This is a genomic window from Kitasatospora sp. NPDC097605 (assembly GCF_040302725.1).
Classification (GTDB): Bacteria; Actinomycetota; Actinomycetes; order Streptomycetales; family Streptomycetaceae; genus Kitasatospora.
The window spans coordinates 56,587-80,103 of sequence record NZ_JBEOSF010000042.1; the positions used below are offsets into that span (position 1 = coordinate 56,587).

The 23,517-nt window shown below is 72.1% G+C and carries 17 protein-coding genes; 9 read left to right on the forward strand and 8 right to left on the reverse strand.

Annotated features, from left to right (window positions below):
• Positions 1 to 75: 75 nt before the first annotated feature.
• Positions 76 to 351 (forward strand): hypothetical protein, encoded by a 276-nt coding sequence (locus ABTX81_RS33060; protein ID WP_350553369.1) that lies wholly within the window; start codon positions 76 to 78, stop codon positions 349 to 351.
• Here ABTX81_RS33060 and ABTX81_RS33065 read toward each other — a convergent pair.
• Entirely contained in the window at positions 333 to 509 is a 177-nt protein-coding gene (locus ABTX81_RS33065) for a hypothetical protein (protein WP_350553371.1), read from the reverse strand. The genes ABTX81_RS33060 and ABTX81_RS33065 overlap by 19 nt on opposite strands.
• 865 nt (positions 510 to 1,374) lie before the next feature.
• Between ABTX81_RS33065 and ABTX81_RS33070 the strand changes: the two genes are divergently transcribed.
• Both ABTX81_RS33070 and ABTX81_RS33075 read left to right on the forward strand, forming a co-directional pair.
• Positions 1,375 to 2,010 carry an RNA polymerase sigma factor gene (locus tag ABTX81_RS33070; protein ID WP_350553373.1) on the forward strand — a complete coding sequence of 212 codons (636 nt, stop codon included), beginning with the start codon at positions 1,375 to 1,377 and terminating at the stop codon, positions 2,008 to 2,010.
• Positions 2,007 to 3,062, forward strand: coding sequence for a CU044_5270 family protein (locus ABTX81_RS33075; RefSeq protein ID WP_350553375.1), 1,056 nt, complete (start codon positions 2,007 to 2,009; stop codon positions 3,060 to 3,062). Before ABTX81_RS33070 ends, ABTX81_RS33075 begins: the two co-directional genes overlap by 4 nt.
• A gap of 463 nt (positions 3,063 to 3,525) precedes the next feature.
• On the opposite strand, the gene ABTX81_RS33080 is transcribed toward ABTX81_RS33075, so the two are convergent.
• The 4 genes from ABTX81_RS33080 to ABTX81_RS33095 all read right to left on the reverse strand — a co-directional run bounded on the left by ABTX81_RS33080 (position 3,526) and on the right by ABTX81_RS33095 (position 9,663).
• Positions 3,526 to 4,587 carry a TniB family NTP-binding protein gene (locus ABTX81_RS33080; RefSeq protein ID WP_350553377.1) on the reverse strand — a complete coding sequence of 354 codons (1,062 nt, stop codon included), beginning with the start codon at positions 4,585 to 4,587 and terminating at the stop codon, positions 3,526 to 3,528.
• A 376-nt stretch (positions 4,588 to 4,963) separates the two neighbouring features.
• Positions 4,964 to 7,243, reverse strand: coding sequence for a TnsB C-terminal domain-containing protein (locus ABTX81_RS33085; protein WP_350553379.1), 2,280 nt, complete (start codon positions 7,241 to 7,243; stop codon positions 4,964 to 4,966).
• Entirely contained in the window at positions 7,240 to 7,848 is a 609-nt protein-coding gene (locus ABTX81_RS33090) for a TnsA-like heteromeric transposase endonuclease subunit (protein ID WP_502892909.1), read from the reverse strand. Before ABTX81_RS33090 ends, ABTX81_RS33085 begins: the two co-directional genes overlap by 4 nt.
• Positions 7,849 to 8,271: 423 nt before the next feature.
• The gene (locus ABTX81_RS33095) at positions 8,272 to 9,663 is read right to left on the reverse strand and encodes a DNA-binding protein (protein WP_350553381.1); all 1,392 of its coding nucleotides are present in this window, start codon (positions 9,661 to 9,663) and stop codon (positions 8,272 to 8,274) included.
• A gap of 185 nt (positions 9,664 to 9,848) precedes the next feature.
• Between ABTX81_RS33095 and tap the strand changes: the two genes are divergently transcribed.
• Positions 9,849 to 12,416: a telomere-associated protein Tap gene (gene tap, locus ABTX81_RS33100; RefSeq protein ID WP_350553382.1), complete on the forward strand. Its 2,568-nt coding sequence runs from the start codon at positions 9,849 to 9,851 to the stop codon at positions 12,414 to 12,416.
• Positions 12,417 to 12,518: 102 nt separating this feature from the next.
• Positions 12,519 to 13,094 carry a telomere-protecting terminal protein Tpg gene (gene tpg / locus ABTX81_RS33105; protein WP_350553384.1) on the forward strand — a complete coding sequence of 192 codons (576 nt, stop codon included), beginning with the start codon at positions 12,519 to 12,521 and terminating at the stop codon, positions 13,092 to 13,094.
• Between the two features lie 62 nt (positions 13,095 to 13,156).
• Here the strand turns inward: tpg and ABTX81_RS33110 are convergent, their stop codons facing one another.
• Positions 13,157 to 13,315 (reverse strand): hypothetical protein, encoded by a 159-nt coding sequence (locus ABTX81_RS33110; protein WP_350553386.1) that lies wholly within the window; start codon positions 13,313 to 13,315, stop codon positions 13,157 to 13,159.
• Between the two features lie 763 nt (positions 13,316 to 14,078).
• Between ABTX81_RS33110 and ABTX81_RS33115 the strand changes: the two genes are divergently transcribed.
• Positions 14,079 to 15,989, forward strand: a complete 1,911-nt coding sequence (locus ABTX81_RS33115) for an AAA family ATPase (RefSeq protein ID WP_350553388.1) — start codon at positions 14,079 to 14,081, stop codon at positions 15,987 to 15,989.
• Between the two features lie 181 nt (positions 15,990 to 16,170).
• Here ABTX81_RS33115 and ABTX81_RS39750 read toward each other — a convergent pair whose 3' ends face one another.
• A complete protein-coding gene (locus ABTX81_RS39750; RefSeq protein ID WP_502892910.1) occupies positions 16,171 to 16,419 on the reverse strand; it encodes a Helicase associated domain protein in 249 nt (82 codons plus the stop codon).
• Between the two features lie 125 nt (positions 16,420 to 16,544).
• Here ABTX81_RS39750 and ABTX81_RS33125 point away from each other — a divergent pair, with 125 nt between their 5' ends.
• Genes ABTX81_RS33125 through ABTX81_RS33135 form a run of 3 tightly spaced genes read left to right on the forward strand, consistent with a single transcriptional unit; the run spans position 16,545 to position 20,095 of the window.
• The gene (locus ABTX81_RS33125) at positions 16,545 to 16,910 is read left to right on the forward strand and encodes a CU044_2847 family protein (protein WP_350553392.1); all 366 of its coding nucleotides are present in this window, start codon (positions 16,545 to 16,547) and stop codon (positions 16,908 to 16,910) included.
• Between the two features lie 4 nt (positions 16,911 to 16,914).
• Positions 16,915 to 17,526, forward strand: coding sequence for a S1 family peptidase (locus tag ABTX81_RS33130; RefSeq protein WP_350553394.1), 612 nt, complete (start codon positions 16,915 to 16,917; stop codon positions 17,524 to 17,526).
• Positions 17,456 to 20,095 carry an nSTAND1 domain-containing NTPase gene (locus ABTX81_RS33135; RefSeq protein ID WP_350553396.1) on the forward strand — a complete coding sequence of 880 codons (2,640 nt, stop codon included), beginning with the start codon at positions 17,456 to 17,458 and terminating at the stop codon, positions 20,093 to 20,095. Before ABTX81_RS33130 ends, ABTX81_RS33135 begins: the two co-directional genes overlap by 71 nt.
• 154 nt (positions 20,096 to 20,249) lie before the next feature.
• Here the strand turns inward: ABTX81_RS33135 and ABTX81_RS33140 are convergent, their stop codons facing one another.
• Positions 20,250 to 22,841 (reverse strand): DEAD/DEAH box helicase, encoded by a 2,592-nt coding sequence (locus tag ABTX81_RS33140; protein ID WP_350553398.1) that lies wholly within the window; start codon positions 22,839 to 22,841, stop codon positions 20,250 to 20,252.
• Positions 22,842 to 23,517: the final 676 nt, after the last annotated feature.

The following is a 23,517-nucleotide window of genomic DNA, read 5'->3' on the forward strand; positions in this document are numbered from 1 at the left end:
CCCCGTGGCCCTGCTCCTTGTGCTCAGCCCCAGGAGGCCCTCCTCCCGGACGCCTGGGAACCCCTCCAGGACACGGTGGACCACCTCGACACCAAGACCTTCCCCGCCACCAAGAAGAACCCCGCCCCGGCCCGCGAGCCGGCCCGCACGAGCACCGCGCTGCTGCGCCTGCGCGACGGCGTCCTCGCGCTCGGCCGCGAGCTGGATCAGCGAGGCCTTGCCCAAGACGCCACCGAGTGCCGGGACGGCGCGCAGCAGCTGGAGCGGCTGGAGACGCGCGTCTGCCCGCAACCCGAGCGAACCGGCCCGGTCGCCGCCGAGGCCGACGTCCTTCAGAGCGCTGGGCGCTGAACCGCCGGGCCGGGCGCGGCGGTGCGGCCGGCCTCGACGGCGGCGTCCATCGTGGCGACCCGCTCACCGGCCGCCAGTTCGGGCAGCCCGTCGGCGAGCGGGCTGCCGGTGACGATGCCGGCGCCGAGGTCGTAGGCCTGCTCCTCGTCCTCGTCCATGCTCGGATCGGTCCCGCGGCCGGCCGGGAGAACCAGGTCCGCCTGGTGGTCCGGGCGAGGGCCCGTGTCTTCCCGGTGTCATGTTCGTGGCTGAAAGATCCCAGGCCGGGGGGCCTTCCGGTGTCGGCTGTCGGGGTCTAGCATTCCGGCCCGGCCGCCCCGCCACAGCACCACCGGGCCGCCGGGCGGAGCAGCCGCGCCCATGTCCTTCCCGGCGCTGCCGGCCTCCCACCGGCCGGGCCCCGCGGAATACCCCCCTTGCCTCCTCGGGACCCGGCCGCCTGCATCCCGCGCCCGCCCGGCCACGGCGGCCGCCGCGTCTTCGACACCTCGTCGAGAGCGGCGTCGAGGCCTGCCGGAGCCGTTGGGCGGACCGGTCGGTCGGGCCGCCCGGTGCGTTACCCGCCGAGTCCGGCCGCCTTGAACTCGGCCAGCAGCGCGGCCACGGCCTGCGCGCCCGGGTTCTTGCGGGCCTGGCCGCCGGCGGCCTCGATCCGCTCGCGCGTCTCGGCCGGCAGGCCGCGGGCCGGGTCCGCCGTTGTCCTGCTGCCCGCACAGGCCTGCGGAGGGGCCGGGGCAGGAGGAGCGGCGGTACAGGCCGGCGATGGTGTTGATGACGTTGACGGCGCGGATCTCGGCGTCGCTGCCGCCGGTGGGGACGGTGACGTCATGGTCGGCGGTACGGTGCGCTGGAGGCCGTCGAAGGGGGCTCTCGTAGAGGCCCGCTTGAGGGGGCGTTGGCGGTGAGGGGGGTGTCGATCCGTGGGATTCGGGCGTGTGAGCCGAGCCTCGCACGCACCCTCACCGGCCTCGGCCGGTGACCCGCGTCACGGGAACCGGTGTTCCTGCTCGGACAAGGCATGACGTGAACCATCCCCACTCCCGGCTGCGGGCCGGGAACCCCGAAGCGTTCCGTGACCTGTTCCGGGACCACTCCTGCCTGGTGTACCGCCACGCCGTGCGTGTGACCGGGGACTGGGCCCTGGCCGAGGACGTGGTCTCGCTGACCTTCCTGGAGGCCTGGCGCCTGCGCGGGAAGCTCCGCGACGAGGGCGACAGCCCGCGCCCCTGGCTGATGGGCATCGCCGTGAACGTGCTGCGCAACACGACACGTGCCGCCCGCCGCCACAGCGCGGCCATGTCCCGGGTGCCCGCCGCCGACGTGGTCCCCGACTTCGCGGACGAACTCGTCGGCCGCATGGCCGACTCCGAGGAACTCGCGGCCGCCCGCAAGGCCCTGGCGCGCCTGCGGCGCTCGGAACGCGAGGTCTTCGCGCTGTGCGTCTGGTCCGGGCTCGGCTACGCCGAAGCGGCGGCCAGCCTCGGTGTGCCCGTCGGGACCGTGCGCTCGCGCTTGTCCCGCGCCCGCACCCGACTGCGCAAACTCGCGGACGACGAACTGCGCGCCGCGAGGAAGAACACGGAACCCCTCCCGCCCCCCGGACAACCACAGGGCAGCCGCGGCACCGCGGCCCGGCCGCACAAGGAGACGCACCGATGATCCGCAACCCGCGGCGGCGCAACGAACCGCTCGACCACGCGGAACTGGCCTGCCTCCTGCCCGCGCCGGCCGACCCCCGCCTGGCGGCCGACCGCCAGGACCTGCTCGAGGAATTCCTGATGAACGAGATCCACCAGCCCGACCGCGCCCCCGCCCCCTCCCCGGCACGGCGCCCGCTGCGCCGCGCCGCCCTGATCGCCGCGCCGGTCGCCACGGCCGCAGCCCTCGCCCTGGTCGTCTCCCTGGGCAGCCCGGCCGACACGGCGGTGGCGGCTCCACGGCCGGTCAAGGCACCCGTCGTGCAGATCGAGGAGGGGAGCACCGTCCAGCTCGCCTCGACGGTCCGCGAGATCGCCGCCGCCGCCGCGACGGCGAACCCCACGCCCCAGCCCGGCCCGGGCCAGTACATCTACGTCAAGAGCCGGGTCTCCTTCATGGCCGGCAGTCTCAACGCGGACACCGGGGAGTCCGCCACCTGGGTCCAGCCGCTGCACGACCGGGAGGTGTGGAAGTCCCCCGACGGCACCCGGGGCTGGCTGGACGAGCCGGGCTACCAGGACAAGGGCGGCATCGCGCTGGACAACGGTGACCCCCGCAAGCAGCTGACCTACCAGTGGCTCGCGGCCCACCCCGCGGACCCCGACGCGCTGCTGAAGTTCGCCTACTCGACGGTGAACGGCACCCGGGACCGCGACCAGCAGGCGTTCAACGAGATCGGCTCCATCATCCGCGAGCAGCTCGTGCCCCGCGGCCTCGCCGCCGCGCTCTACGAGGCCGCCGGCAGGATCCCGGGCGTCGTGGTGCTCGAACACGCGCAGGACGCCTCCGGCCGCGACGGGATCGCGCTGGCGCGGCTCGACCCGCAGACCGGCGAGCGGTCGGAATGGATCTTCGACCGGGAGAGCCACCAGTACCTCGGCAGCCGCGGGGTGCAGATCCGGGAGGTCAACGGCGTCAAGCCCGGCACTGTCGTGGAGCGCACCGCCATCGTCACCCGCGCGGTCGTCGACGCCAGGAACCAGCGCCCTGGGGCCGGGCAGGCCACGGCCTGACGGCCCGGCACCGGCCGGGGTTGCCGCCCCAGCCGGTGCCGCTGGTGATGGAGGATCTTGACCCGGCGGTGAGGTTTGAGGGGGGTGTAGTTGGGATGTGGGGTGGTGTGTGGGCTGGGGTTTTGTGGGTGGGATGAGAACGGGTGTGTGGGGGTTGGTGGGTTTGGGTGGTGGGGGTGAGCTGGGGGTTTCGCGGTTTTGGTGAGTGTGGTGGCCGGTGTTGAGGGGTGTTGTGTGTCGTAATGGCTGTTTTGGCGTTTTGGCTGGTCAGGGCTGTTTCGCCTGGTCAGATGGGGTGTTTGGGGAGATAGCCGGGGGCGGCTGGGGGCTGGTTTCTCGTTGTTCCTGAGGTTTTCTCATCCGGTGTGGGGTATGCCGGGCGTGCTTCGGTGGCCGTCGGGGGCGGTGTTCTCGCTGTTGTTGAGGTTTTCTCAGCCGGTCTCGGCGGGCGGTGCCCCTGTCTTCACCGGGTGCGTTCGCGGGGGCGGGGTGTGGGGTGGGTTTCGGCTTGGTGGTCCAGGCGTACCGCGTCGAGGGTGGTTTTGGTGATGCGTTCGGTGCCGTCGAGGATCGCGGTGAGGGCGGCTTCGCGGATGAGGCGGGCGAGGCTGCCGATGCGTCCGACGGTGCGCTGGTGGAGGTAGGGGGCGTGGCGGGGCAGGGTGCCGGGCCGGTGGCGCCGGAGGTCGAGGGCTGCTTCGAGGTCGGCGATCAGGTCGGTGAAGGGGCGGCGGTTGCCGAGGCGGGCGGGTAGGGCGCCGGTTTTGACGAGGCTGGCGCGGGCGGCGAGTTGCGCGCCGCGGACCCCGCTGAACAACGCGGTGCTGGTGACGTCGATGCCGGCGTAGACGAACGTGGCGCCGATGCGTTCGGTGAGGTCTTTGAGCAGGTCGGCGGCTTCGGCGCCGGTGGTGGTGCGGGGGTTGAGGCGGTGGATCTCGTCGATCAGGACCAGGCGCACGCCGGCGGTGTTGTAGGTGTGGGTGACGGCCTGCATGAGTTGGGCCTGGGTGGTGCGCGTGGTGGTCGGGATGCCGAGGTAGCGGGCGAAGCCAGCGGTGAGGGTCTTGGCGCTCGCGCCGGGCGGCACGAGGACGTAGGCGACGGGCACGGCCGGTGGCCCGTTCCCGGGTGGGGCGGGGTGTCGGCGGGTGTGGGCGAGGTGGCAGGTGCGGCCGACTTCGAGGAGGGCGGTGGTCTTCCCGGTGGCGGCGGGCCCGGTGAGGATCAGGCTGGGGCGGGCGGTGGTGCGCTGATACCTGCCGAGGAGCATCAGGCGCCGCACGCTGAGCGCGAGGGTGTCGATGGCGGGGGTGCGGACGGTGACGAACGCGGAGTGGTAGGCCAGGCGCTCCTCCATGCTGCGCTCCGGTTCCCCGGGTGCGGGGGGTGCGGGGGCGGGGGTGGTGGCGAAGGTCTGGAAGCCGTGCCAGGTGTCGACCGCGTACGGCGCCGACTCCGCCGGCGCCGCCCCGGCGGCTGTGGCGTGCGTGGTGCCGGCGGTGTCGGGGCCGGTGCTGTTCATTGCCGGTGCCCCGTTTCCCCGGTGCCCGCCGGACCCCGGCGAGGTGTGACGACGTCACCGGCCTTCGCTCCGGAGCCGACCCGGCCCCGTTCGCCGGTGTGCGGGCCGGGGCCGGGCACGGTGCGCCCGGCCCCGGCGGGCACCGGGGTGCCGGGGAGCGCTTGGTGGCCCGGCCGGCGCCGCCGCACCGCCCCGGCGCGGCCTGCCGTCCCTGCCGACACCGCCGCAGTCAGCACCGGCGCGACGGCCAGCGGGCGGTCCCTGCCCGGCACGCCGCGCTGCGCCCGGCTTCGGCTTGCCAGGGCCGTGGCCGGTTCGGTGCGGGGGAGGTGGCGTCGTCGGTTGCTGCTTGGCCTGGGGGTGTGGTGGTGGGTGTTCACCATCGTTCGGCTTCCTGATGGGCGTTCCACAGGCTGAGGCCGGTGTAGGGAGGTGCGGGGGAGCGGCTGGCGTTTTCTTCGGCGGTCCAGCCGTCGTCGTCCTCGTCGTGGTCGTCGAGCCATGGGCTGGCGTCGGGTTCGGTGTCCAGGCCATCCAGGCGCTCGGTGTCCTCCCAGCCGTCCGTGCCTGCGCCGTGCGTGTCCGGGCCACCCTCGAGGCCGGGGCCGGACGGTGTCCGGCGGGCTGCGGTCCGTCGTTTTGGTGTGCCGGCGCGGTCTTCCCGCCCCGGCCGCTCCGGCTGCGCCCTGTCGCCGCCAGCACCGGTGGGGTGGGGGATGCGGGCGGGTTGGGCGCGGCTGAGGAGGGCTTGTTCGGTGCGGGTGGCGTGTCCGGCGGCGGCGCGGCGGGTCAGGTCGTCGAGGGCCTGGGCGAGGTCGGCTTCGTGCTGGTCGTGGCCGCCGCGGCGTAGAGCGGTGGTGCGGATGTGCTGCCAGGTGCGGTCGTCGAAGGGCTGGTGGACGTGGTCGCGGTGGATCCAGGGGATCTCGACCAGGTCGTCACGGTCGGGCAGGCGGATCCAGATCTGACGCAGGTCGTGGGGGTTGTAGTGGACCTCCCACCGCCCGCCGCGTGCGGCGGTGGGGGAGGGCTGGCCGCGGTGGGGGCCGAGGAGGTCGTGGTCGTAGGTGCGCTGCTCGAGGCGGATGCCGTGGTCGCTGATGGTCAGCCAGCGCACGGGCAGCAGTTCGAGGTAGTCCCGCCCCGACAGCGGGACCGGCGCGTACCCGCAGACGGCGGTCAGCGCGCCCCACATCTCCATGGGTGTCAGCCGTGTCCTGGGCAGCACGGGGTGGCGCAGCCCGTTGTGGGGGCGGTGGTGCCAGTGGACGAGCCAATCGTCGAGGAGGTCCTGCAACTGGGCGACGCTGTAGCAGGCGTGCTGTTCGACATCGCGCCCGCGCTCCGTGACGTTGGAGCCGGTGTAGCCGGGCAGGTGCTGCCACAGCAGGGTGTTGAGGGAGCCGAAAGTGCGCTCCACGATGCCCTTGGCGGTCGGGGCGTGGGGCGGGGCGGGCTGGACGCTGATGCCGAGGGTCTCGCAGGCGGCGGTGAACGTCTCGGAGAGGTAGATCTTGCCGCGGTCGACGACGATCGTCTCCGGCACCGCCACCGGCCGTGCCGCGGCGCCTTCGAGGCGTTCGTCGGCCGACAGCAGTTCCTCCCGGTGGGGGATGGAGGAGTGGGCGAAGCGCAGGACGTCGGGCCAGGTGGGCCGCGCGGGGTGGGGGACGGCCATCTCCGCGAGCAGCAGCGCGGCGTCGACGGCCTTGGTGCTGTGCGGGCGCAGCACGGCGGCCAGGATGGAGCGGGTGGCGACGTCGACCGCGATCGTCAGCTCCGGCCGGCCCAGGGTGCCGTCCTCGAAGACCGCGAGGACGTCCAGGCGCGTGGTGTCGATCTGCACCTGCTCACCCGGGCGCAGCGCCACGGTCGGGGTGAACGCCCGCCCCTCCCGCGGGCCGGGGATACCGTCTCCGCGGCCGTGGACGTCCTCGCGCGGGTCGGTGAGGGCGGCGACCAGCCGGTAGAAGGTGGCCTGCGAGCACATCGCGACCGCGTCACCGTGCCGTTCCGTGAGGATCCTGGCCGCCACCGGGAACAGGGCCTTGACCGTGCCCTTGGAGCGTCCGCGCCGGCGCCGGATCGCCTCCTTCACCGCGGCCACGACCCGCTCGTCGGTGCGCCCCGCGGGGCTGGGGCTGCGGGTGGTGCGGTGGTCGACCAGCCCCCACAGGCCCTGCTTGCGGTAGTCCAGCCGCATCTTCTGCACCGTGGATCGGCCTACCTTCCCGAAGCCGAGCGCGGTGAGCTCCTCGGCCTTGGCCTGCTCACGCTCGGCGAGGGTGTACCGCTTCGGGTCGTAGCGCTCGTGCACCACATGGCCCGCGCCCGCCCCGTCGGGGTGGCCGGTCTCGACCTCGCGGATGTGGCGACGCCACGCGAGCGCCCGTTCTCTGGCCGCCGCCGGGGCGGTCTCGAACAGGCCCCACTGCGGCGCCGCCTCCGCCTTCCCGCCGGTTTCGGCGCGGGGGAGGGCGAACGTGGGGTCGGTGAACAGGTGCCCGGCCAGCACCACTTCCTCCCCCTCGTCGGCGACCAGGTGGACGCGTTGGCCGGCCAGGCCGACGACCTGCCAGCGCGCCCCCCGGAAGCGGACCTGCCCGCCGACCGCCAGCACCGGACGCCCGCCACGCCCTCGTGCCGCCGCGCTCACACCCCATCTCCGCCACAACCGTCGCCCACCCCGGCCGTCCCCACCCCGCCGCTCCCTGCCACGGCCCGTACCGATCCCGGGCCGACGAGGACGCCCTGGTGCAGCGGGCGCTCCAACGAGACCGCCAACCAGCCGCGCCACAAGGCGTGGAAGACGGCGGGCAGGACCGAGATCGGGGTGCCGAGCGCTTGAACGCCCTCCAGGAGCGGCCGCGGCCGCGCGAACGCCTCCAGCAGCGCGTCCGCCACCTCGGGGCGGCCCCGGAATCGCGGGTGGCGATAGCCGGCCAGCCACCTCAGGTTCGCCGCGAACACCGCATCCAGCGGCTCCAGTCGCCGGTAGCGCCAGCCGACCAGATCACATGCCGCGCGGGCCGCCTGCGCGGCACGCAGCGCCCGCTCACCGCCCGCCTCCGCGTGACCGGGGCAGTCGGCCAGCAGGGCGGTGCCGTCCGCGTACCGGGCGAACAGCTGCGGCACCCACGAGCGCGCCCCGCCCTGGCGATCGCGCCACGCCAGCCGCACCGGCCGCCCCGCCAGCCCCATCACCTGCGGGTCGCGGTCCAGGACCATCAGCTGGGCGCGCATCGCGTTCGACCCGGACACCACAACCCCGGCCCCCACCTGCGCCCCGGCACGACCGGGAACGCGGACACCGGCGCCAAATCCTCGAACGCCACCGCCACGCAGGCGTCCTCCCACCGCTGCCGCACCTCCCGGCCGACCGGATCGAGGAACACCGCCTCGAACCCCGCCCGCCCGTCCACATCCACCGAGCCCGCGGATCCATCCGCCCCGGCCTAACCGTCCACACCGCTCACGGTTCTCAGCCAACCCGCCACAGACGCCCGCGCGGACGACTTTCCCCGTTCCCGCCCCACCCCGTGACCTGGTGCGGTAGGCGTCCCGCACGCACCCGCGTTCTCACCCGGGACCACACCCCACCGCCGAGCGCAATCACGGCCCCCCACCACACAGCGCTGCTCCCCGCCCGGGCCAGCCCCGGCCCAGCGACCCGCCAAGCCCCTTCTACCGCACCGTCCCACTCCCAGGCCCGAGCAACTCGGCGAGCGCGCCCGGGGATATTCCAGCCCATGCGGCCACGTCCTCGGGCCGCACCCCGGCCTCCACCGCGGCCCCCACCGTCTCCCGCACTGCCTCCCGTAGCAGGCCGATGCTGTAACCCAGGCCCTTCAACAGCCGCTCGGCGGCCTCCGCACTGGTGCCCCGCTGCGCCCCGCGCAGCTGGATCAGCTGCTCCTCCGTGTCGCCGAGCAGGTTGGTGATCAGCATCCGCCGCTCCGGCTCAACCGCCGAGCGCCACACCGTCCCCGACCCCGGCAGCCTCACTTCCTTCGTCAGCGCCCGCAACTGCGCCGCCATGCCCGCAGGCTGGAGCTCCCGGCGCACCCACCACAGATCGTCCCGGTGACCGGGCGGTACGGCCACCCCGCGGCGCCGGCGGACCACCGCGCCCATCCAGGCGAACAGCGGCCCGCCGAAGTCCACCGCCGCCAGCGGCCCCAACCATTCCCGTCCCACCCGCTCGCCCAGCCGCCGGCAGAACGCCCCGTCCGCCGGCAGCGCCCGGGGCCGCCCGGCCCCGCTGTCCCGCCACACCAACTCGGCCATCACCGGATCCAGCAGCGCGGCGGCGACCTCCACCACCTCCGGAAAGACCGCCGCGTCCCGCGCCACCGCCCGCCACCGCCAGAAATCCCCGCTCGCATCCCCGCCCGCCAGAGCGTGCAGCCGAGCAGGCCACACCCCCTCATCCGGCCACTCCAACGCCAGATCCCACCACCGGCACACCACCGCCCACGCCACACCGAACACCTCCCCAGGCCCCACCCCCGCCCGCACCGCACGCCTCGCCACCCGCACCCACCGCCGCTGCGCCGCGGCCATCTCGGGCAGGCCGCTCACGTCAAGGAACTCCAGCGGCTGGTCCGCGTCCGCGTCCAGCAGCCACCGCCTGTGCCGTACGCACACACGCTCCCACCGTTGCGCGTACCGCATAGCCCGTACCGGCGTCCCGGTCCGCCGGGCCGCGCACAACCGGCACCCGAACGCCACCGGCCCCGCAACCGCACCGCCCACCCGCCATGCTGCCTGCGGCCCGTTCCCGCCCGCCCGTGCGGTCAGCCTCTCGTCGTCCAACCCCCACGCCGGCAGCGCCCGCCCCAGCACCTCTTCGCCGACCCCGCACAAGTCGGCCAGCACCCGCTGCCCCGCCGCATCCAGCAACACCTCGGCGTCCTCCCGCAGCGCACCGCTCTCGTGCCGCAGACGGTGGCCGCGCCACTGCCAATGCGTCAGCAGAGCTGCTTCGTCCAGGCCGTAGCGGGCAGCGACCCGGCCAAGAAGAGAGAAGGCCGTCTCCCCGGCGAGAGGGGGCATACAGAAGATCCCGGAAGCCATGACCCCAGCCTCGCGAAGAGCCGCAAGTCATGACGGCAAGTCCCTCTTTTTCCCTTTCGAGGCCGGTGACGAGCCGCTCCCCGTCAACGGATGGCTTCGTGGTGCCTCGATCCGGCGAATGTGCGTCGAAATGTGCGATCCAGAAGTGACTTTCACGATAGAGTGGGTGGTGTGGAGGTGAGGTTGTGACTGACGACCTGTTCGCGTCGATCGACGCGCTGCTGGCCCGGCCGCGTCCGGTGGACGACCTGCCGGTCCCGGCCGAGCGGGAGCGGCTGCGCAAGGCCGGCGAGTACACGCAGGAGGAGCTGGCCGCGGCGCTGAAGACGCGGCGGGAGACGATCGTGCGGTGGGAGGCCGGGACGACGGAGCCGCGCCCGCCCAAGCGCGAGGTCTACATCCGGTTCCTCGCGACGCTCGCGCTCCAGCACGGCACGGTGGAGCCCACCGAGTGGCTGTGCCGCGCGCAGGCCGCCGGCCTCGTGCGCGCCGACAGCGCCGCCGCGCCCGCGCCCGCCCCGGGGGCCGCCGCCGCGCCAACGGTCCCGCAGCCGGCTCCGGCTGCCTCCGCTGCTGCTCCGCCTGTCCCGGCGGTACCGACGGCGTTCGGTGGCGGGGACCAGACGGTGGTGGAGCTGGACCGGACGGCGGCCGGGGAGCTGATCGCCGGGCCGCCCGCCCCCTGTGTGCGGTGTGGCCGTGCGACGCCTTACCGCGCGCAGGGCCGTCCGATGCACATGGGCGGCTGGTGCACCCCCGACACCGGGGCCACCGGACCGGTCCAGACCGGCCCGACCGAGGCGGTGGCCTCACCGGTCCGATCCGCCCCGGCCGTGGACCGGCAAGCCCGGTTGGAGCCGGCCGGAGCGTCAGCGGCCGCGCTGGAGGCGCTCGCCCAGCACCCGAACACCGCCGCCGCCCCGGCCACGCCGACCGCCCCCGCAGCCAGCCCGGCGGCGCCGCGCCGTGCGGCCTCGTCGCATCCGGCAGCCTCGTCGCGGGCCGCCCGGAAGGCCTTGGGGCGGAAGCCGGCCGCCAAGGCTGAGGGCCCGTCAGACTGGGAGCAGGCGGCGGCCGCGCGGTTCCCGGCCGGGCCGCTCGCGGTGGTGGACGTCGCCCCGACCGGACGCGGCCTGGTGGCGTACCTCGCCGACGGCACCCAGGCGCCGACCGCGCCGGCGGGCCGGACGCTGGCCGCCGTGGTCGAGTGGGCGCTGGAGGCGCGGCTCGGCTCGCCCAGGCTGCACCGGCACGGCAAGGACGGCGACGCCCTGGTCGTCCTCACCGACGCCGCGCTCGCCGAACTCGGCCTCCCCGCCATGGGCCGGGACGAGAAGCGCGACTTCGTCCAGCGCCTGGGCGCGCTGCCGAAGACCCACAAGACGGTGAAGCAGTTGGAGAAGGCGGGCTGGCTGCTCACCCAGCGCGGCCTCGGGCCGTGGGCGCGGATCTACCGCACTCCCGAGGACGGCCGGCGCCAGTGCGTCCAGCTGTGCATCCCCGCCTGGGGCGCGCTCGCATCCGGCGGCTGGACCATCCCCGACAGCCTGGACGCGCCCGGCCTGGCCCGCCTGCTCGGCACCTACGCCACCCGGGTCCTGACCCCGCGCGGCTCCACCGCCGTCTCCGGCCTTGAACTCGTCACCGCGCTGCGCCCGCCCACGAAGGCGGTGCGCACCGAGGCCGGCTGGACGTCCGGACGGGTGGAGGGCTCCCGGCCCAAGGACGCGTTCGACCCGGCGCCGCCGGAGGTCCCGGACGTCCACCCGCTCGCCCAGGACCGCGAGCCGGGCGCCGAGCTCGTGACCGAGGCATGGGACTGGTTCCGCGAGCTCACCGACGACGAGAAGAAGACGGCCCTGTACGCGGTCGGCCTGGACGTCAACATGGCCTTCCTCGCGGCCGCCGGCCGCCTCACCCTGCCGCTGTCCGGGCCGGTCCACGAGCTCAACCCGCTCTTCGACAAGGCCATCCCGGGCTCCTGGCTGGTCGACCTCTCCCACGTCGAGACCGACCCGCTGCTCCCCTCGCCGTTCACCGCGGACGGCTCCCGCCCGACCGGGCCCGCCTGGTACAGCACGGTGAAGGTCGCCTACGCCGTCGAACTCGGCGCCACGGTGCGGCCGCTGGAGGGCTGGCTGCGCCACGAGCACGGCCCCTACTTGGACCCGTGGCACAAGCGTCTGCGCCAGGCCTACCTGGAGACGATGGCCGCCCTCGGCGTCCCGGGCGACCTCGCCGACACCGACCCGCTCGCGTTCCTCGACGCCATGGCGAACCTCAAGGCGACCGGCGACCCGGCGGAGCTCGCGGTCCTCACCGCGATCAAACAGACCGCCAAGGGCACCATCGGCAAGATGCGCGAACGCCCGCGCGGGCACGGCTACAAGCCCGGCGAGCGCTGGGCGGCCCTGGAGCGGCCGACCTGGGACCCGCTGATGCGCGCCCTGGTCATCGACACCGCCACCGTCAACCTCCACCGCAAGCTCCGCAAGATGGCCGCCGACACCGGCCTGCACGCCCTCGCCGTCCTCTCCGACTGCGCCGTCTTCGCCGCCCCCGGCCCCGGCGCCCTCGACATCCTCACCAAGCCCGACGGCACCCTCACCACCTCGCTGCGCCTCGGGGTCTCGCCCGGGATGGTGAAGCACGAAGGCAGCAGGCCGATGGCCGAGATCGCCGAACTCATCGCCGACGACACGAATCCGGCCCGGCACATGAAGGCCGACGGCCAGGTGTCCGCCGACGAGTAGCCCCCGCGCGGCCCGCCGGCACCCGCCCGGCGGGCCGCCCACTCCACGCCACACGAACACGTCGCCGTCCCGGCCGAGGCGGCAGGAAGGAGCTGATGCCCCGTGGGGGAGATCCACGAGGGCCTGGAGCGCGCCGAGCGCACCCGCCCCATCCCGGCGCACCTCAACACCCGCGTGCGCTTCCTGTGGGAGAAGGTCGCCAAGGAGGACACCGCCGCTCTCGCCCGCGCGGCCGGCGTCTCGGTGCGCACCGCGCAGCGCTGGGTGCACGCCCTCAAAGCGGTTGCCGAGGGAGAGCTGAAAGGCGACATCCCGATGGCCAAGGCGAACGCGGCCAAGGTCGAACAGGCCGTGCGCGCCGCCTGGCAGCCGCGGGTGAAGAAACGGGTGCGCCGCGACGCCGAGAAGAACGGCTTCATGCTCCACATCCAGGCGACCTTCGGCTACAGCGCGGCGGCCGCCTCCACCGACGACCCCCGCCAGCGTTCGATCACGCAGAAGATGCCCGGCGAGGTCGCCCAGACCCTCTACGCGGCCCGGGACGCCGGAGCCACTCAGGCCGAACAGGAGCAGATCCTGGCTGACGCCCTCGGCGAGCACTACTTCCGCCAGGGCGGCCGCGCCCGGCGCCTGGACGTCGACCTGAACGACATCGCGTGGATGGACATGGAGCTGTAGACCGGCCCCGGTGCCCCTCGTGTCGCCGCGTCCGCTCGATGCCTGGACCTGGCGTAGCTCGGTCAGGAGTGGGCCACGGCGTCGGCCCGCAGAAAGTCGAACAGGGCCCTCACCTCGGTCTCGTCGTCGCCGTCGTCGGTGAACGACAGAAGAGCCTGAAGGACGGCACGGGCGAGGTCGCCGACCGCCTGCACACACCGGACCCGGCGCTGCGCGCCCAACCGTGCAGCAAGCCGGCGGCGAGTTCGGCCTGGTGGCCGCTCAGGGTGCCGTTGAACACCTCGATGGCCTCCTACCGCTCGGCCTCGGGCAGACCGCGGATACCGGTGACGGTCAGCAGCGTGTTCTCCAGCATCAGGGTGCCGTACCCGGCGACCAGCACCGCGAGCGGCTGCTCACCGGGCACATCCCGGACCAAAGCGGCCAGGGCATCGCCAGAGCCGGCCGCCCGAGGTCAGCGCAGCAGCGCGGACACCAGCTCGGCCAGCAGGTCCATCACCCACCCCACGGTAGCCGCGGTCAGCGCGCCGGTGACGGTGTCTCTCAGCCAGCCACCAGACTGCTCCGGCGACCGCCAGGCAGACCATCTGCGCGGCGTCGTCGGGACCATTGGTGCCGCGGCCCGCCGCGCCCGGATGACGACCTCGCCAACGACCTCAACCGCGGCTGCTTCACCCCGGGTGAAATTCAGCGCATCCTCGCTGAGGCCTTCATCGACGGCAACGACCTGGGTGTCTAGAAGGCCGTCCTGCGCAGGCTGAGAGCACGCAGCACAGAGGGCGTCCGGCCTGGTGATCCCCGAGCAGCAGCGTGCCGTCCTGGAGGCGCTGGCGCGCGCGTAGCGGACTGCAAGTGGACGTTCCCGGATCCTGGCACCGCCACGGTGGTGTCAGGAATCTGGGCGTGTCCGTGAACTGCGAGGCCACCCCAGGCGGAATGCCAAAACCACTAGTCACAGATCCGACAATTCGCCACACTGGCGTGATGCAGCTCACAAGTGTCCACGCGCGTCTCTTCCGCAACATCGTCGACAGCGGGGAGGTGGCCATCGAACCGGATGTCACCTGCTTCGTCGGCAAGAACGAGAGCGGGAAGACAGCCCTGCTGTCGGCGTTGTACCGGTTCAACCCGGTCTACCCCCAGGACACTTTCGAGGTCGGCAAGCACTACCCCCGCTGGCGGCTCGTCAGGGATCGCAAGGTGACAGACCTGGACGCAGTTCGCCCCATCACCTGTGTGTTCGAGCTGAGCGAGGAGGATCTCAAAGCCGTCGAGGAGGTGCTGGGGGCCGGGGTGCTTACCGGACGGACGTTTCAGAGAAGCGTCCGCTACAAGGAAAACAACATCGTCACACTCGACATCGACGAGGCCGCCGCCTGCCGCAATGTCCTGGACGACGAAGGCGCTCCGCAGGCACTGCGCGACGCGCTCGCCGGCCTCACGGACCTTGACGACATGGCCGACCAGGCGGCCTCGCTCCAGCCCGAGGACGATGCACAGTTCACGGTCGAGCAGGCGCAGGCAGTTGCTGCAACCGCTCGTGCCCGGCTCGCAGGCAAGGGCAACGCCTGGGGACGGGCGGTGCAGATCCTGACGGAACGCCTGCCCAAGTTCTTCTACTTCGGGGAGTACCAGACCCTACCCGGCCGAATTGACCTCCAGGAACTCGGAGGTAAAGACCAGCCCGGAGCCACCGGCCTGCAGACAGCCCGCGCCCTGCTGCGGCTCGCCGGCACCGACCAAGGAGCGCTGACCGAGGAAGACTTCGAAGAGCGCAAGGCCGAACTGGAAGCGGTGAGCAACCAGCTCACTCAGGAGGTCTTCGAGTACTGGACCCAGAACCCGGACCTGTCCGTCGAGATCGACATCGACAAGGCCACCCAGAACACCCACAACGGGCAGACGGCCGTCGCCCGATTCCTCGACGTGCGCGTCAAGGACCGCCGGCACGGCTTTACCAACAACTTCGGACAGCGCTCCAGCGGCTTCCAGTGGTTCTTCAGCTTCCTGGCCGCCTTCTCCGAGTTCGAGGACTACCCGCACGGCGTGGTGGTCCTCCTCGACGAACCGGCTCTGACCCTCCACGGCAAGGCCCAGGCCGACTTCCTGCGCTTCATCGAGGAGCGCCTCGCCCCCCACGCCCAGGTCATCTACACTACCCACTCGCCCTTCATGGTCGACGTCGCGCACCTCGACCGCGTACGGATTGTCGAGGACCGCGGCCCCACCGAGGGCGCCGTCGTCACCGACGAAGCCCTCGCGGTCACCGGAGACTCCCTCTTCCCGCTCGAAGCCGCCCTCGGCTACGACATCGCCCAGAGCCTGTTCGTCGGCTCCGACAACCTCCTAGTCGAAGGCACCAGCGACTTCACCTACCTCACCCTGCTCAGCGAGCACCTCAAGGAGCTGGGACGACCCCCCCTGGATACCCGCTGGCGCATTCTTCCGGCCGGCGGCGCCACCAACATCCCCGCCTTCGTCGCACTCGTCGGCCGCGCTCTCCAAGTCACCGTCCTCATCGACGGCAGCCCCGCGGGCGTCACCAAGCTCAAGAACCTGGCAGAGCGCGGTGTCCTGTCGAAGAAGCGCCTGCTGCTGACCGACATGTTCACCGACGGCATCGCCCCCAGTGACATCGAGGACCTGTTCAGCCCCGGCGACTACCTCAAGCTCTACAACGCCGCCTTCGGCACCCACCTGAAGGTCGCCGAACTCAACGGAGCGGATCGCATCATCTCCCGCATCACTCGCGCCACCGGTCAGCAGTTCACCGATCACGGACGCCCCGCCGAGATCCTCCTTCGACAGCGAACCACGCTCCTGGCGGGCCTCAGCGAAACGACCCTCAGCCGGTTCGAGCGACTCTTTGACGCGATCAACACAACCCTGAGCTGACCAGCGGGCAGGGGCCAGCCTCGCAGCCGGGCCGACTGGGGGCTGCCCGAGCGTACACACCGCCGGCCGCCCCCACCGAACGCCGCTGGCCGACCCCGCAGCATCGCGGGATCGGCCAGCAGGACCCGATGGAAACAGTGCTACAACCAGCTCATCACCACAGCCGCAACCGTGAGGCCGCTCACGCCCACTCCACGCCGTGCTCGGCGAGCTGGGCGAGTTGCCCGGGCGTGAGCTTGGTCCGGCGGGCTTTCTGGTTGTTGAGCCAGGTGCCCAGGGCGAAGTGCGACACCACCACCTGCTCCTCGCCACCGGGGCCGGCCTCCAAAGCCTCCACCGGTTCCTTGTGCGGGCGGGGCACCCGAGGGTGCCGTTTTGCGGTTCTGGAGGAGTGCTGGCTATGAGCCACGCGCAGTTTCGTGGGTTGCACGGCGGCCGGTGCGTGGCTGGTCCGGTTTCCCGGATCTGTTGGGGAGTTCGGCGTTTTCCGGGATATCCGCGCTTGTACGGTGTGGGTGCGGTCGCCGTGGGGGCGGCGTTAGGAGATGGGGACACATGGCGCAGCAGTTGGCGCGGGTGCCGTTGGACGGCGGGGGCTCGATCCTGGTCGAGGCCGCGGGTGGTATGGCCGGGCCGGTGAAGGCGGGCAGAGTCGGGGATGCGATCCGTGATCTGCCGGTGGGGTTGAGCGCGGCCTTGGAGCCGGTCACCGATCTGGCACGTACCGTACTGAGGCGGTTGCGGGATGCGGGGCCGGCGGAGTTGGAGGTCGAGTTCGGGGTCGATCTCGCCACGGAGGCCGGGGTCGTGATCACCAAAACGGCGGCCAGCTGCCACCTGACGGTGAAGATGGTGTGGCGCAAGGATGACGACACTGGCGCTGGGACCGTCCCCATGATGGGCGACGCGGCGTCGGTCTGACCCGGTGGGCGCCGGGCGCGATACCTCCGGGGCCGATGTTCTGACTGCCGCGGTCGCCCAGGTCCTCGCTGGGGACCAGGCGGTGGTGGGGACGGGCTTCCTGGTCGCAGAGGATCTGCTGATCAGCTGCGCGCACGTGTTAGTGGACGGCGGCTACGGTCCCGGTGACGTGGTGGACCTGGTCTTTCCGCGCGCGCCCGGCGCCCCATCGGTGAGCGGCCGGCTGCTGGAGGAAGGGTGGCGCGACCCGCAGGAGCAGGACATCGCCCTCGTGCGGCTGGAGCACGTGCCCGCGGGCACGGCCCCGCTGCTCCTGGGATCGGCGGCGGGCTGTCGCGGGCACCGGGTGCGCTCGCTCGGCTTTCCCACGCAGGCCCCGCCTGGAGGTCACTTCGGGTTCGCCACCGTCGGCGGGCTGCTGCCAGCCGCCGACCGCGCCGGTGAGCAGCTACAGCTGACCGGCGCCAACGATCTGACCACCGGGTTCAGTGGCGGGCCGGTCCTGGACGAGGTGACGGGCTTGGTGGTGGGCATGCTGACTGCCATTGCCGGGCCCGACGTCCGCGGCCGCGGTCAGGGCATCGCCATATCGGGCGCTGGAGCCGTTCACCGCTGAGCACGCCCGCTGGTTCCGTGGCCGAAAGGAGGCGGTGCGCCAGGTTCTGAAGGCCCTATCGGGTGGTCGGCGGGCGGTGTTGCTGCTCGGGCCCTCAGGATCGGGCAAGTCGTCGCTGGTCCAGGCGGGGGTACTGCCTGCGCTGGCGGCCGGACGGTTGCCGGGCAGTGGCCGCTGGCGGCAGGTGCTCGCGCGGCCGGGCCCGGATCTGCAGGCTGCCCTCGAACAGGCCGGTCTTCCCGGGGCCGCAGCGGGGATCGGGACGGCCGTCACCGGCCTGCTGGCTGCCGACCTGGCCCACGACCGCATCGTGTTGGTCATCGACCAGTTCGAGGACCTCCTTGCGCCATCCGCCGGCCCGCGAGGCCTCCAGGCGCTCGCCCGGACCACCGAGGCGATCCGTTCCGACGCTGCGCTCAGCGTGCTCCTCGTGATGCGTGACGACTTCTACTCCCGGCTGTCCGCGCTGGCTCCCGAGCTGCGGCAAGCGGCACTGCAGGCGCGTGGCGTGCTCAACGTGCCCGCCAAGTTGACCAGCGAGGAATTGGACGCGATCGTCATCGGACCCGCCCGTGACCTGGAGGTGAGCTTTGAACCGGGCCTGGCAGAGCGGATCACCGCCGACGTCATGGCCCTGAACTCCCGCACAGCCGCGGAGCTCGAGGCATCAGTTACCGTGCTGCCCTTGCTCGAAGTCGCCCTGAGCCGGCTGTGGGAATACCGCCTCGATCACGACGGCCGCCTCACCCACGAGGCATACCACCGTATCGGCGCCGTCACCGGTGCCCTGGCCGACTGGTGCAACGCCGCCCTGCGCGACCTTGACCAGCTGCAGCAGCGCGTCGCGCAGAGGATCCTGACAGCGCTGGTCCGCCCTGCCGACGAGGCTCTGCACATTCCGGCGGTGCGCCAGCAGCTCCCGCTCGACGAGCTGCGCGACCTGGCCGCCACCGACGGCACACCTGAGGCACTGCAAGCCGTCGACGAGGTCCTGGCCGTACTGTCCCGGCATCGCATTGTCACCACCGACCGGGTGCGCGTGCCCAGGCTGGCGGGCGACACGGAGGGGACCCCGGTGGCCGAACTGATCCACGACGCGCTCATCCGCGACTGGGACACACTGCGCGGGTGGGTCGAGCAAGACGCCCGGTTCCATGACTGGCTCCATCGCGCCCGCCTTCAGTACGCCCGCTGGCAGGAAAAGCGCGATCCCCAGGACTTGCCCACCGGAACCCTCCTCGCGGAAGTCACCGACTGGTCGCACCGGCGCCTGCCAACTGACCTTGAAGCCTTCTTCGATGCCGGACACCTTCGCCAGCAGGCCGCAATCCGGCGCAGCAGACGCCTCAACGCCGTCCTGGCCACCGCCCTCGCCTTCGCCTTGATCGCCTCCGGCGTGGCCCTCTGGCAGCGGCAGACAGCGGTTGATGCCCAGCATGCCGCCCAATCCCGGAAGCTTGCTGCCCAGTCGGCTTCCCTGATCGCCACCAACCCCGACCTCGCTTCCCTCCTCTCGGTGGCTGCCTACCGCACCAGCCCGACTGCAGAAGCCGCCGCTAGCCTCAACGCCGCAGCGAGTCTTCCCCTGCTTCACCGCCTCATCGGCCACACCGCTTACGTGCGCTCAGCGGTGTTCAGTCCCGACGGGCGTACTCTCGCCACCGCCAGCGATGACGGCACCGTGCGGCTGTGGGACGTGGCCACCGGCAGGTCCGTCACCACCCTCACCGGCCACACCGGCAAGGTGACATCGGTGGCGTTCAGCCCCGACGGGCACACCCTCGCCACCGCCAGCGGCGGCTGGAGTGTGCAGTTGTGGGAGATTGCCACTGGCAGAGCCCTTACCACCCTCACCGGCCACACCGGCGAGGTGATCGCGGCGGTGTTCAGTCCCGACGGGCGCACTCTTGCCACTGCCAGCTGGGACGGTACTGCGCGGTTGTGGGAGGTCGCCACCGGCAGGTCCGTCACCACCCTCACCGGCCACACCGGCAAGGTGACATCGGTGGCGTTCAGCCCCGACGGGCGCACCCTCGCCACTGCCGACGCCGGTACCGCGCGGTTGTGGGATGTGGCGACCGGCAAGCCCGTCACCACCCTCGCCGACCAAAACACCGGCCCGGTCTCGCTGGCGTTCAGTCCCGACGGGCGCACCCTTGCCACCGCTGGCTACGACCACACTGCGCGATTGTGGGACGCGGCGACCGGCAAGCCCGTCACCACGCTCACTGGCCACACCGCACCCGCATACTCGGTGGTGTTTAGTCCCGACGGGCGCACCCTTGCCACCGCCAGCGATGACAGCACCGTGCGGTTGTGGGATGTGGCGACCGGCAAGCCCGTCACCACCCTCGCCGGCCACACCGCACCCGCATACTCGGTGGTGTTTAGTCCCGACGGGCGCACCCTTGCCACCGCCAGCAACGACAACACCGCGCGACTATGGTCCTACACCGCGCCGGACGCCGCGATCAGCACGATCTGCAAGGCCCTTGCCCGCGACCTGACTCTTGCGGAGAAGGCGATATACCTGCCCGCACAGTTCACTGAGCCCGTCTGCCCCGCATGACCCCACCAACACGTTGACATTCGCCTGACCCAAGAAGTGGTTAGCTTCCTGCCGGGCCATTGAACAGCAGGTGCTTTGACAGCAGTCCCCGGTCGCACAAGCATCAGACAGACTCACCAGCCGCTCAACCGCCCAGCCCTACCGCGACGGCCCGCTACGCCCACTCCACGCCGTGCTCGGCGAGCTGCGCGAGTTGCCCCGGTGTGAGCTTGGCCCGGCGGGCTTTCTGGTTGTTGAGCCAGGTGCCCAGGGCGAAGTGGGAGACCACCAGCTGCTCCTCGCCTGCGGGGCCGGCCTCCACGGCCTCGACCGGTTCCTTGTGCGGGCGGGGCACCCGCGGGTGCCGCTCCCGCTCGACGAACTGGGCGAGCGCGGCCAGGCCCTGCTGGAACCTGTCAAGGCGGGACAACGTCGGCTTCGCCTCGGCGGCGGCCTTCGCGGCCACCAGCTCGGGGTCGGCCTCGATGCCGATCGCGGTCAGCAGGTCCCGCTGGTCGGCCTCCAGGTCCGGCCGGCCGGCCCGCTGTGCCTGGACCCAGCGGCCGAGCTGCTCGCCCTCGTACACCGTGTCCGCGGGCAGCCGGGTCCAGTTGACCAGGCCGTCGGTGTCCAGCCACCACATCCGGGCGGTCGCGTAGGCGCGCTGCCAGGTGATGGGCCAGGCGGGGCACCACCAGGGGTCGATCTCCTCGAGCGCCCGCCGCCGCTCCGGCGCCAGCGCCCCCTGCTCGCCCGCCGGGACCTGCGCCGCGGCCCGCAGCTCGGAGAGCCACGTGCCGATCGCGTAGCCGCCGACCGAGGCCCGCGCCGGCGCCGCCAGGGAGCCGCCGTGGCCCTTCGCCCAGACCCGGGCCCAGTCGAGGCCGGCCTCGAAGCGGGCGTCGCTCACGGACCAGATCATGCCGAGCGCGTCGAGCATCTCCACCCGGTATGGCGCCAGCTCTCCATTCGCATTCTCGCCGCGACGGTCCGACAGCCACTTTCCCAGCGGGTAATTCCCCATCTCCCCGACCATCGCGGAATAGGGGACGTCGAGGCCGCCGGTCTCCTCGAACCATTTCCGGGCGTGACCGATCCCCTCGCGCCACAGCTGCGTCTCGCCGACCAGGACCCTGGAGGCGATGAACAGGGCGAGCACGTTCTCGTCCACCGGAGCCTGGAACCGCACCGGAAGCGTGAACGCGCCTCCACCGCCCGCGCCGACCATGCTCTCACCAGGGCCGGAAGCTGCCTCGGCGCTTCGCCCCTTGGTCCGCTTGCCGGACTTCTGCGGTACCGCGAGGGCCTCGACCACCTTGGCGTCGTGGCTGCGCAGCGCGGTCAGGATCTTGACCAGCGGGCCGTAGGAATCGGACTCCAAAATGTCTCCGGGCTCCTCTCCGGGCTTGAGGAAGACCGGCACGATGAGGCTGGCGGTCTTTCCCTCTCCGGGCTGCATGCGCAGGGCCCGGCCGATGGCCTGAACGATATCCACCATGCTGCCCCGGCCCTGCAGAAGAACCGAATCCGCATTCGGCATGTCGACGCCTTCGCCCAGGACTTTGCAGTTGCTGAAAATACGGTGCTTCAGCCTGTCGTCCTCCTCGCCCTTACCGAATTCCCCGATCAGCTCCTTCCGGTAGTCGATCTCATGCTCACCGGAGAGCCACTGCGCCCAGAACTCCGGCGGGTATTTCTGCGGGTTCTCGAAGTGCAGCTTCTCGACCGTCTGATTCAGCGTCTCCGAGAAGTAGCGGGCCTCGATCGTGCGGCTGTGGAACGTGATGCACCGCTCCAGCCCCCGCTCCACCACGGTCTTGACCAGCCCGGCCTGGATCGCCGCGATCCGCGCGGCCGGCACCTCGTCCTCGCTCCCGTCCTCCGCCTCGCCGACCCCCGGACCCCACGGCACGCCCTGCGCCTCGGCCGCGGCCCGGTCGCCGAGCGGGTCGCGCAGCTCCAGGACCACGATCTCGAACGGCGCCAACAACTTGCGGTCGATCGCCTCCGCCAGGCCCAGGGAGTAGACGTGCGGCCCGAAGACCCGCACATCGTCCATGGACACCGCCAGCTCCTCCGGCAGCGGCTGATAGGCCCCCTCACGGTTCTTCACCGGGCGCTTCGGCGGCGCCCAGATCCGCGGCGTCGCCGTCATGTAGAGCCGGCGCTCCGCCGGGATCGCGCCCTGGTCGTGCACCACGGTCCAGGTCTTCTCGACACTGCCCGAGGAGCGGTGCGCCTCGTCGCAGACCATCAGCCCGAGCGGGGGCAGCAGCTCACCCTGGCGCTTCGCCCAGTACTCGTAGGCGTCCTTCACCGCCCCGACCGAGGTGTAGGTGGCGAACAGGGTGGTCGGCCGGCGGTGCCTCGCGGCGTGCTCCAGCCACCTGCCGATCATCAGCGGGCTGGTACTCGCCATCACCCCGAACGGCAGCTCACGGTCGACCAGCGAGCAGATGGCGTGCATGTCCCCGGACCGGCCGGCCGCCCGCCAGGCGCCGATCATCTGCACCAGCAGGTCCAGCGTCGGAACGACCACCAGGACCACGCCGCGGGGCACCAGCTTCTGGCCGGCCGCCGCCCCGACGTAGCTCTTGCCGGAGCCGGTGGCCATCTGCACCGTCACCCGCAGCCCGTTCGGCGCCGCCTGCCCCGGACGGGGCGTCAAGCCACGCACGATGGCCTCCAGGGCCTCCTCCTGGTGCCCGCGCAGCGAGATGCCGGCGGCCAACTGAGCGGCCTTCAGGCCAGGCTTTACGACGTGCACGAAGACGTGTCTCCCCTCACCCATTCCCGGACCCACACAAGGGATCGCGCGGGAAATTCTGACAGTGCCCTACTGATACATTCGATGGACGGCCCGAGAATCGGGACGACCGGAAACCTGCGCGACAGAAGCGACTATCCGGCAGGATATCAGTCCCCGGTCAGGAATTCCGGCGAACGCTCGAAAAGCAGGGGCCCGGACCCCGCTCCCGGCGGGATCACCTGACGCTTGTAGACTGATACACCAGAGGCCGTTGCTCCCCTCCGAGGGTAGCGCATCCCGACCCACTCTGAGGCCCAAAACAGTGGTCTAGACCGTGGACTAGACCAATCTGGCGGGAGTGAAGCCGACCCGCACGCGCCCCGGCACACCACCCCCTCTCCCCAGTCAGCCATGTTGTGAGGTCAGCCAAAATCTCAGCTCAGCGATATGACCAAGCCTCAGTCCGTGGGCCTCATGGAGCGAAGCGGAGTGAGGCCGGCCAAGGCGCGAAGCGCCGGGCCCACCCGGGCGAAGCCCGGGTGCGGACACGCGGAGCGGGTCCGCCGCCTGACCGAAGGTCAGGCGCGAACGGAGGGCCGAAGGCCCGTAGGGCGCCGCGCACGCCGTGGCCGATCGCGTCCGCCGAGGCCTTCGCGCGGTCCGCGTCGCGCGAGCCGATGATCACCTGCTGGCC

Coding starts and splice junctions, on each gene's coding strand:
- ABTX81_RS33065 (WP_350553371.1), bottom strand. CDS start 509: ATGGACGAGGACGAGGAGCAGGCCTACGACCTCGGCGCCGGCATCGTC.
- ABTX81_RS33075 (WP_350553375.1), top strand. CDS start 2,007: ATGATCCGCAACCCGCGGCGGCGCAACGAACCGCTCGACCACGCGGAA.
- ABTX81_RS33080 (WP_350553377.1), bottom strand. CDS start 4,587: ATGAACAGCACCGGCCCCGACACCGCCGGCACCACGCACGCCACAGCC.
- ABTX81_RS33095 (WP_350553381.1), bottom strand. CDS start 9,663: ATGGCTTCCGGGATCTTCTGTATGCCCCCTCTCGCCGGGGAGACGGCC.
- ABTX81_RS33115 (WP_350553388.1), top strand. CDS start 14,079: ATGCAGCTCACAAGTGTCCACGCGCGTCTCTTCCGCAACATCGTCGAC.
- ABTX81_RS33125 (WP_350553392.1), top strand. CDS start 16,545: ATGGCGCAGCAGTTGGCGCGGGTGCCGTTGGACGGCGGGGGCTCGATC.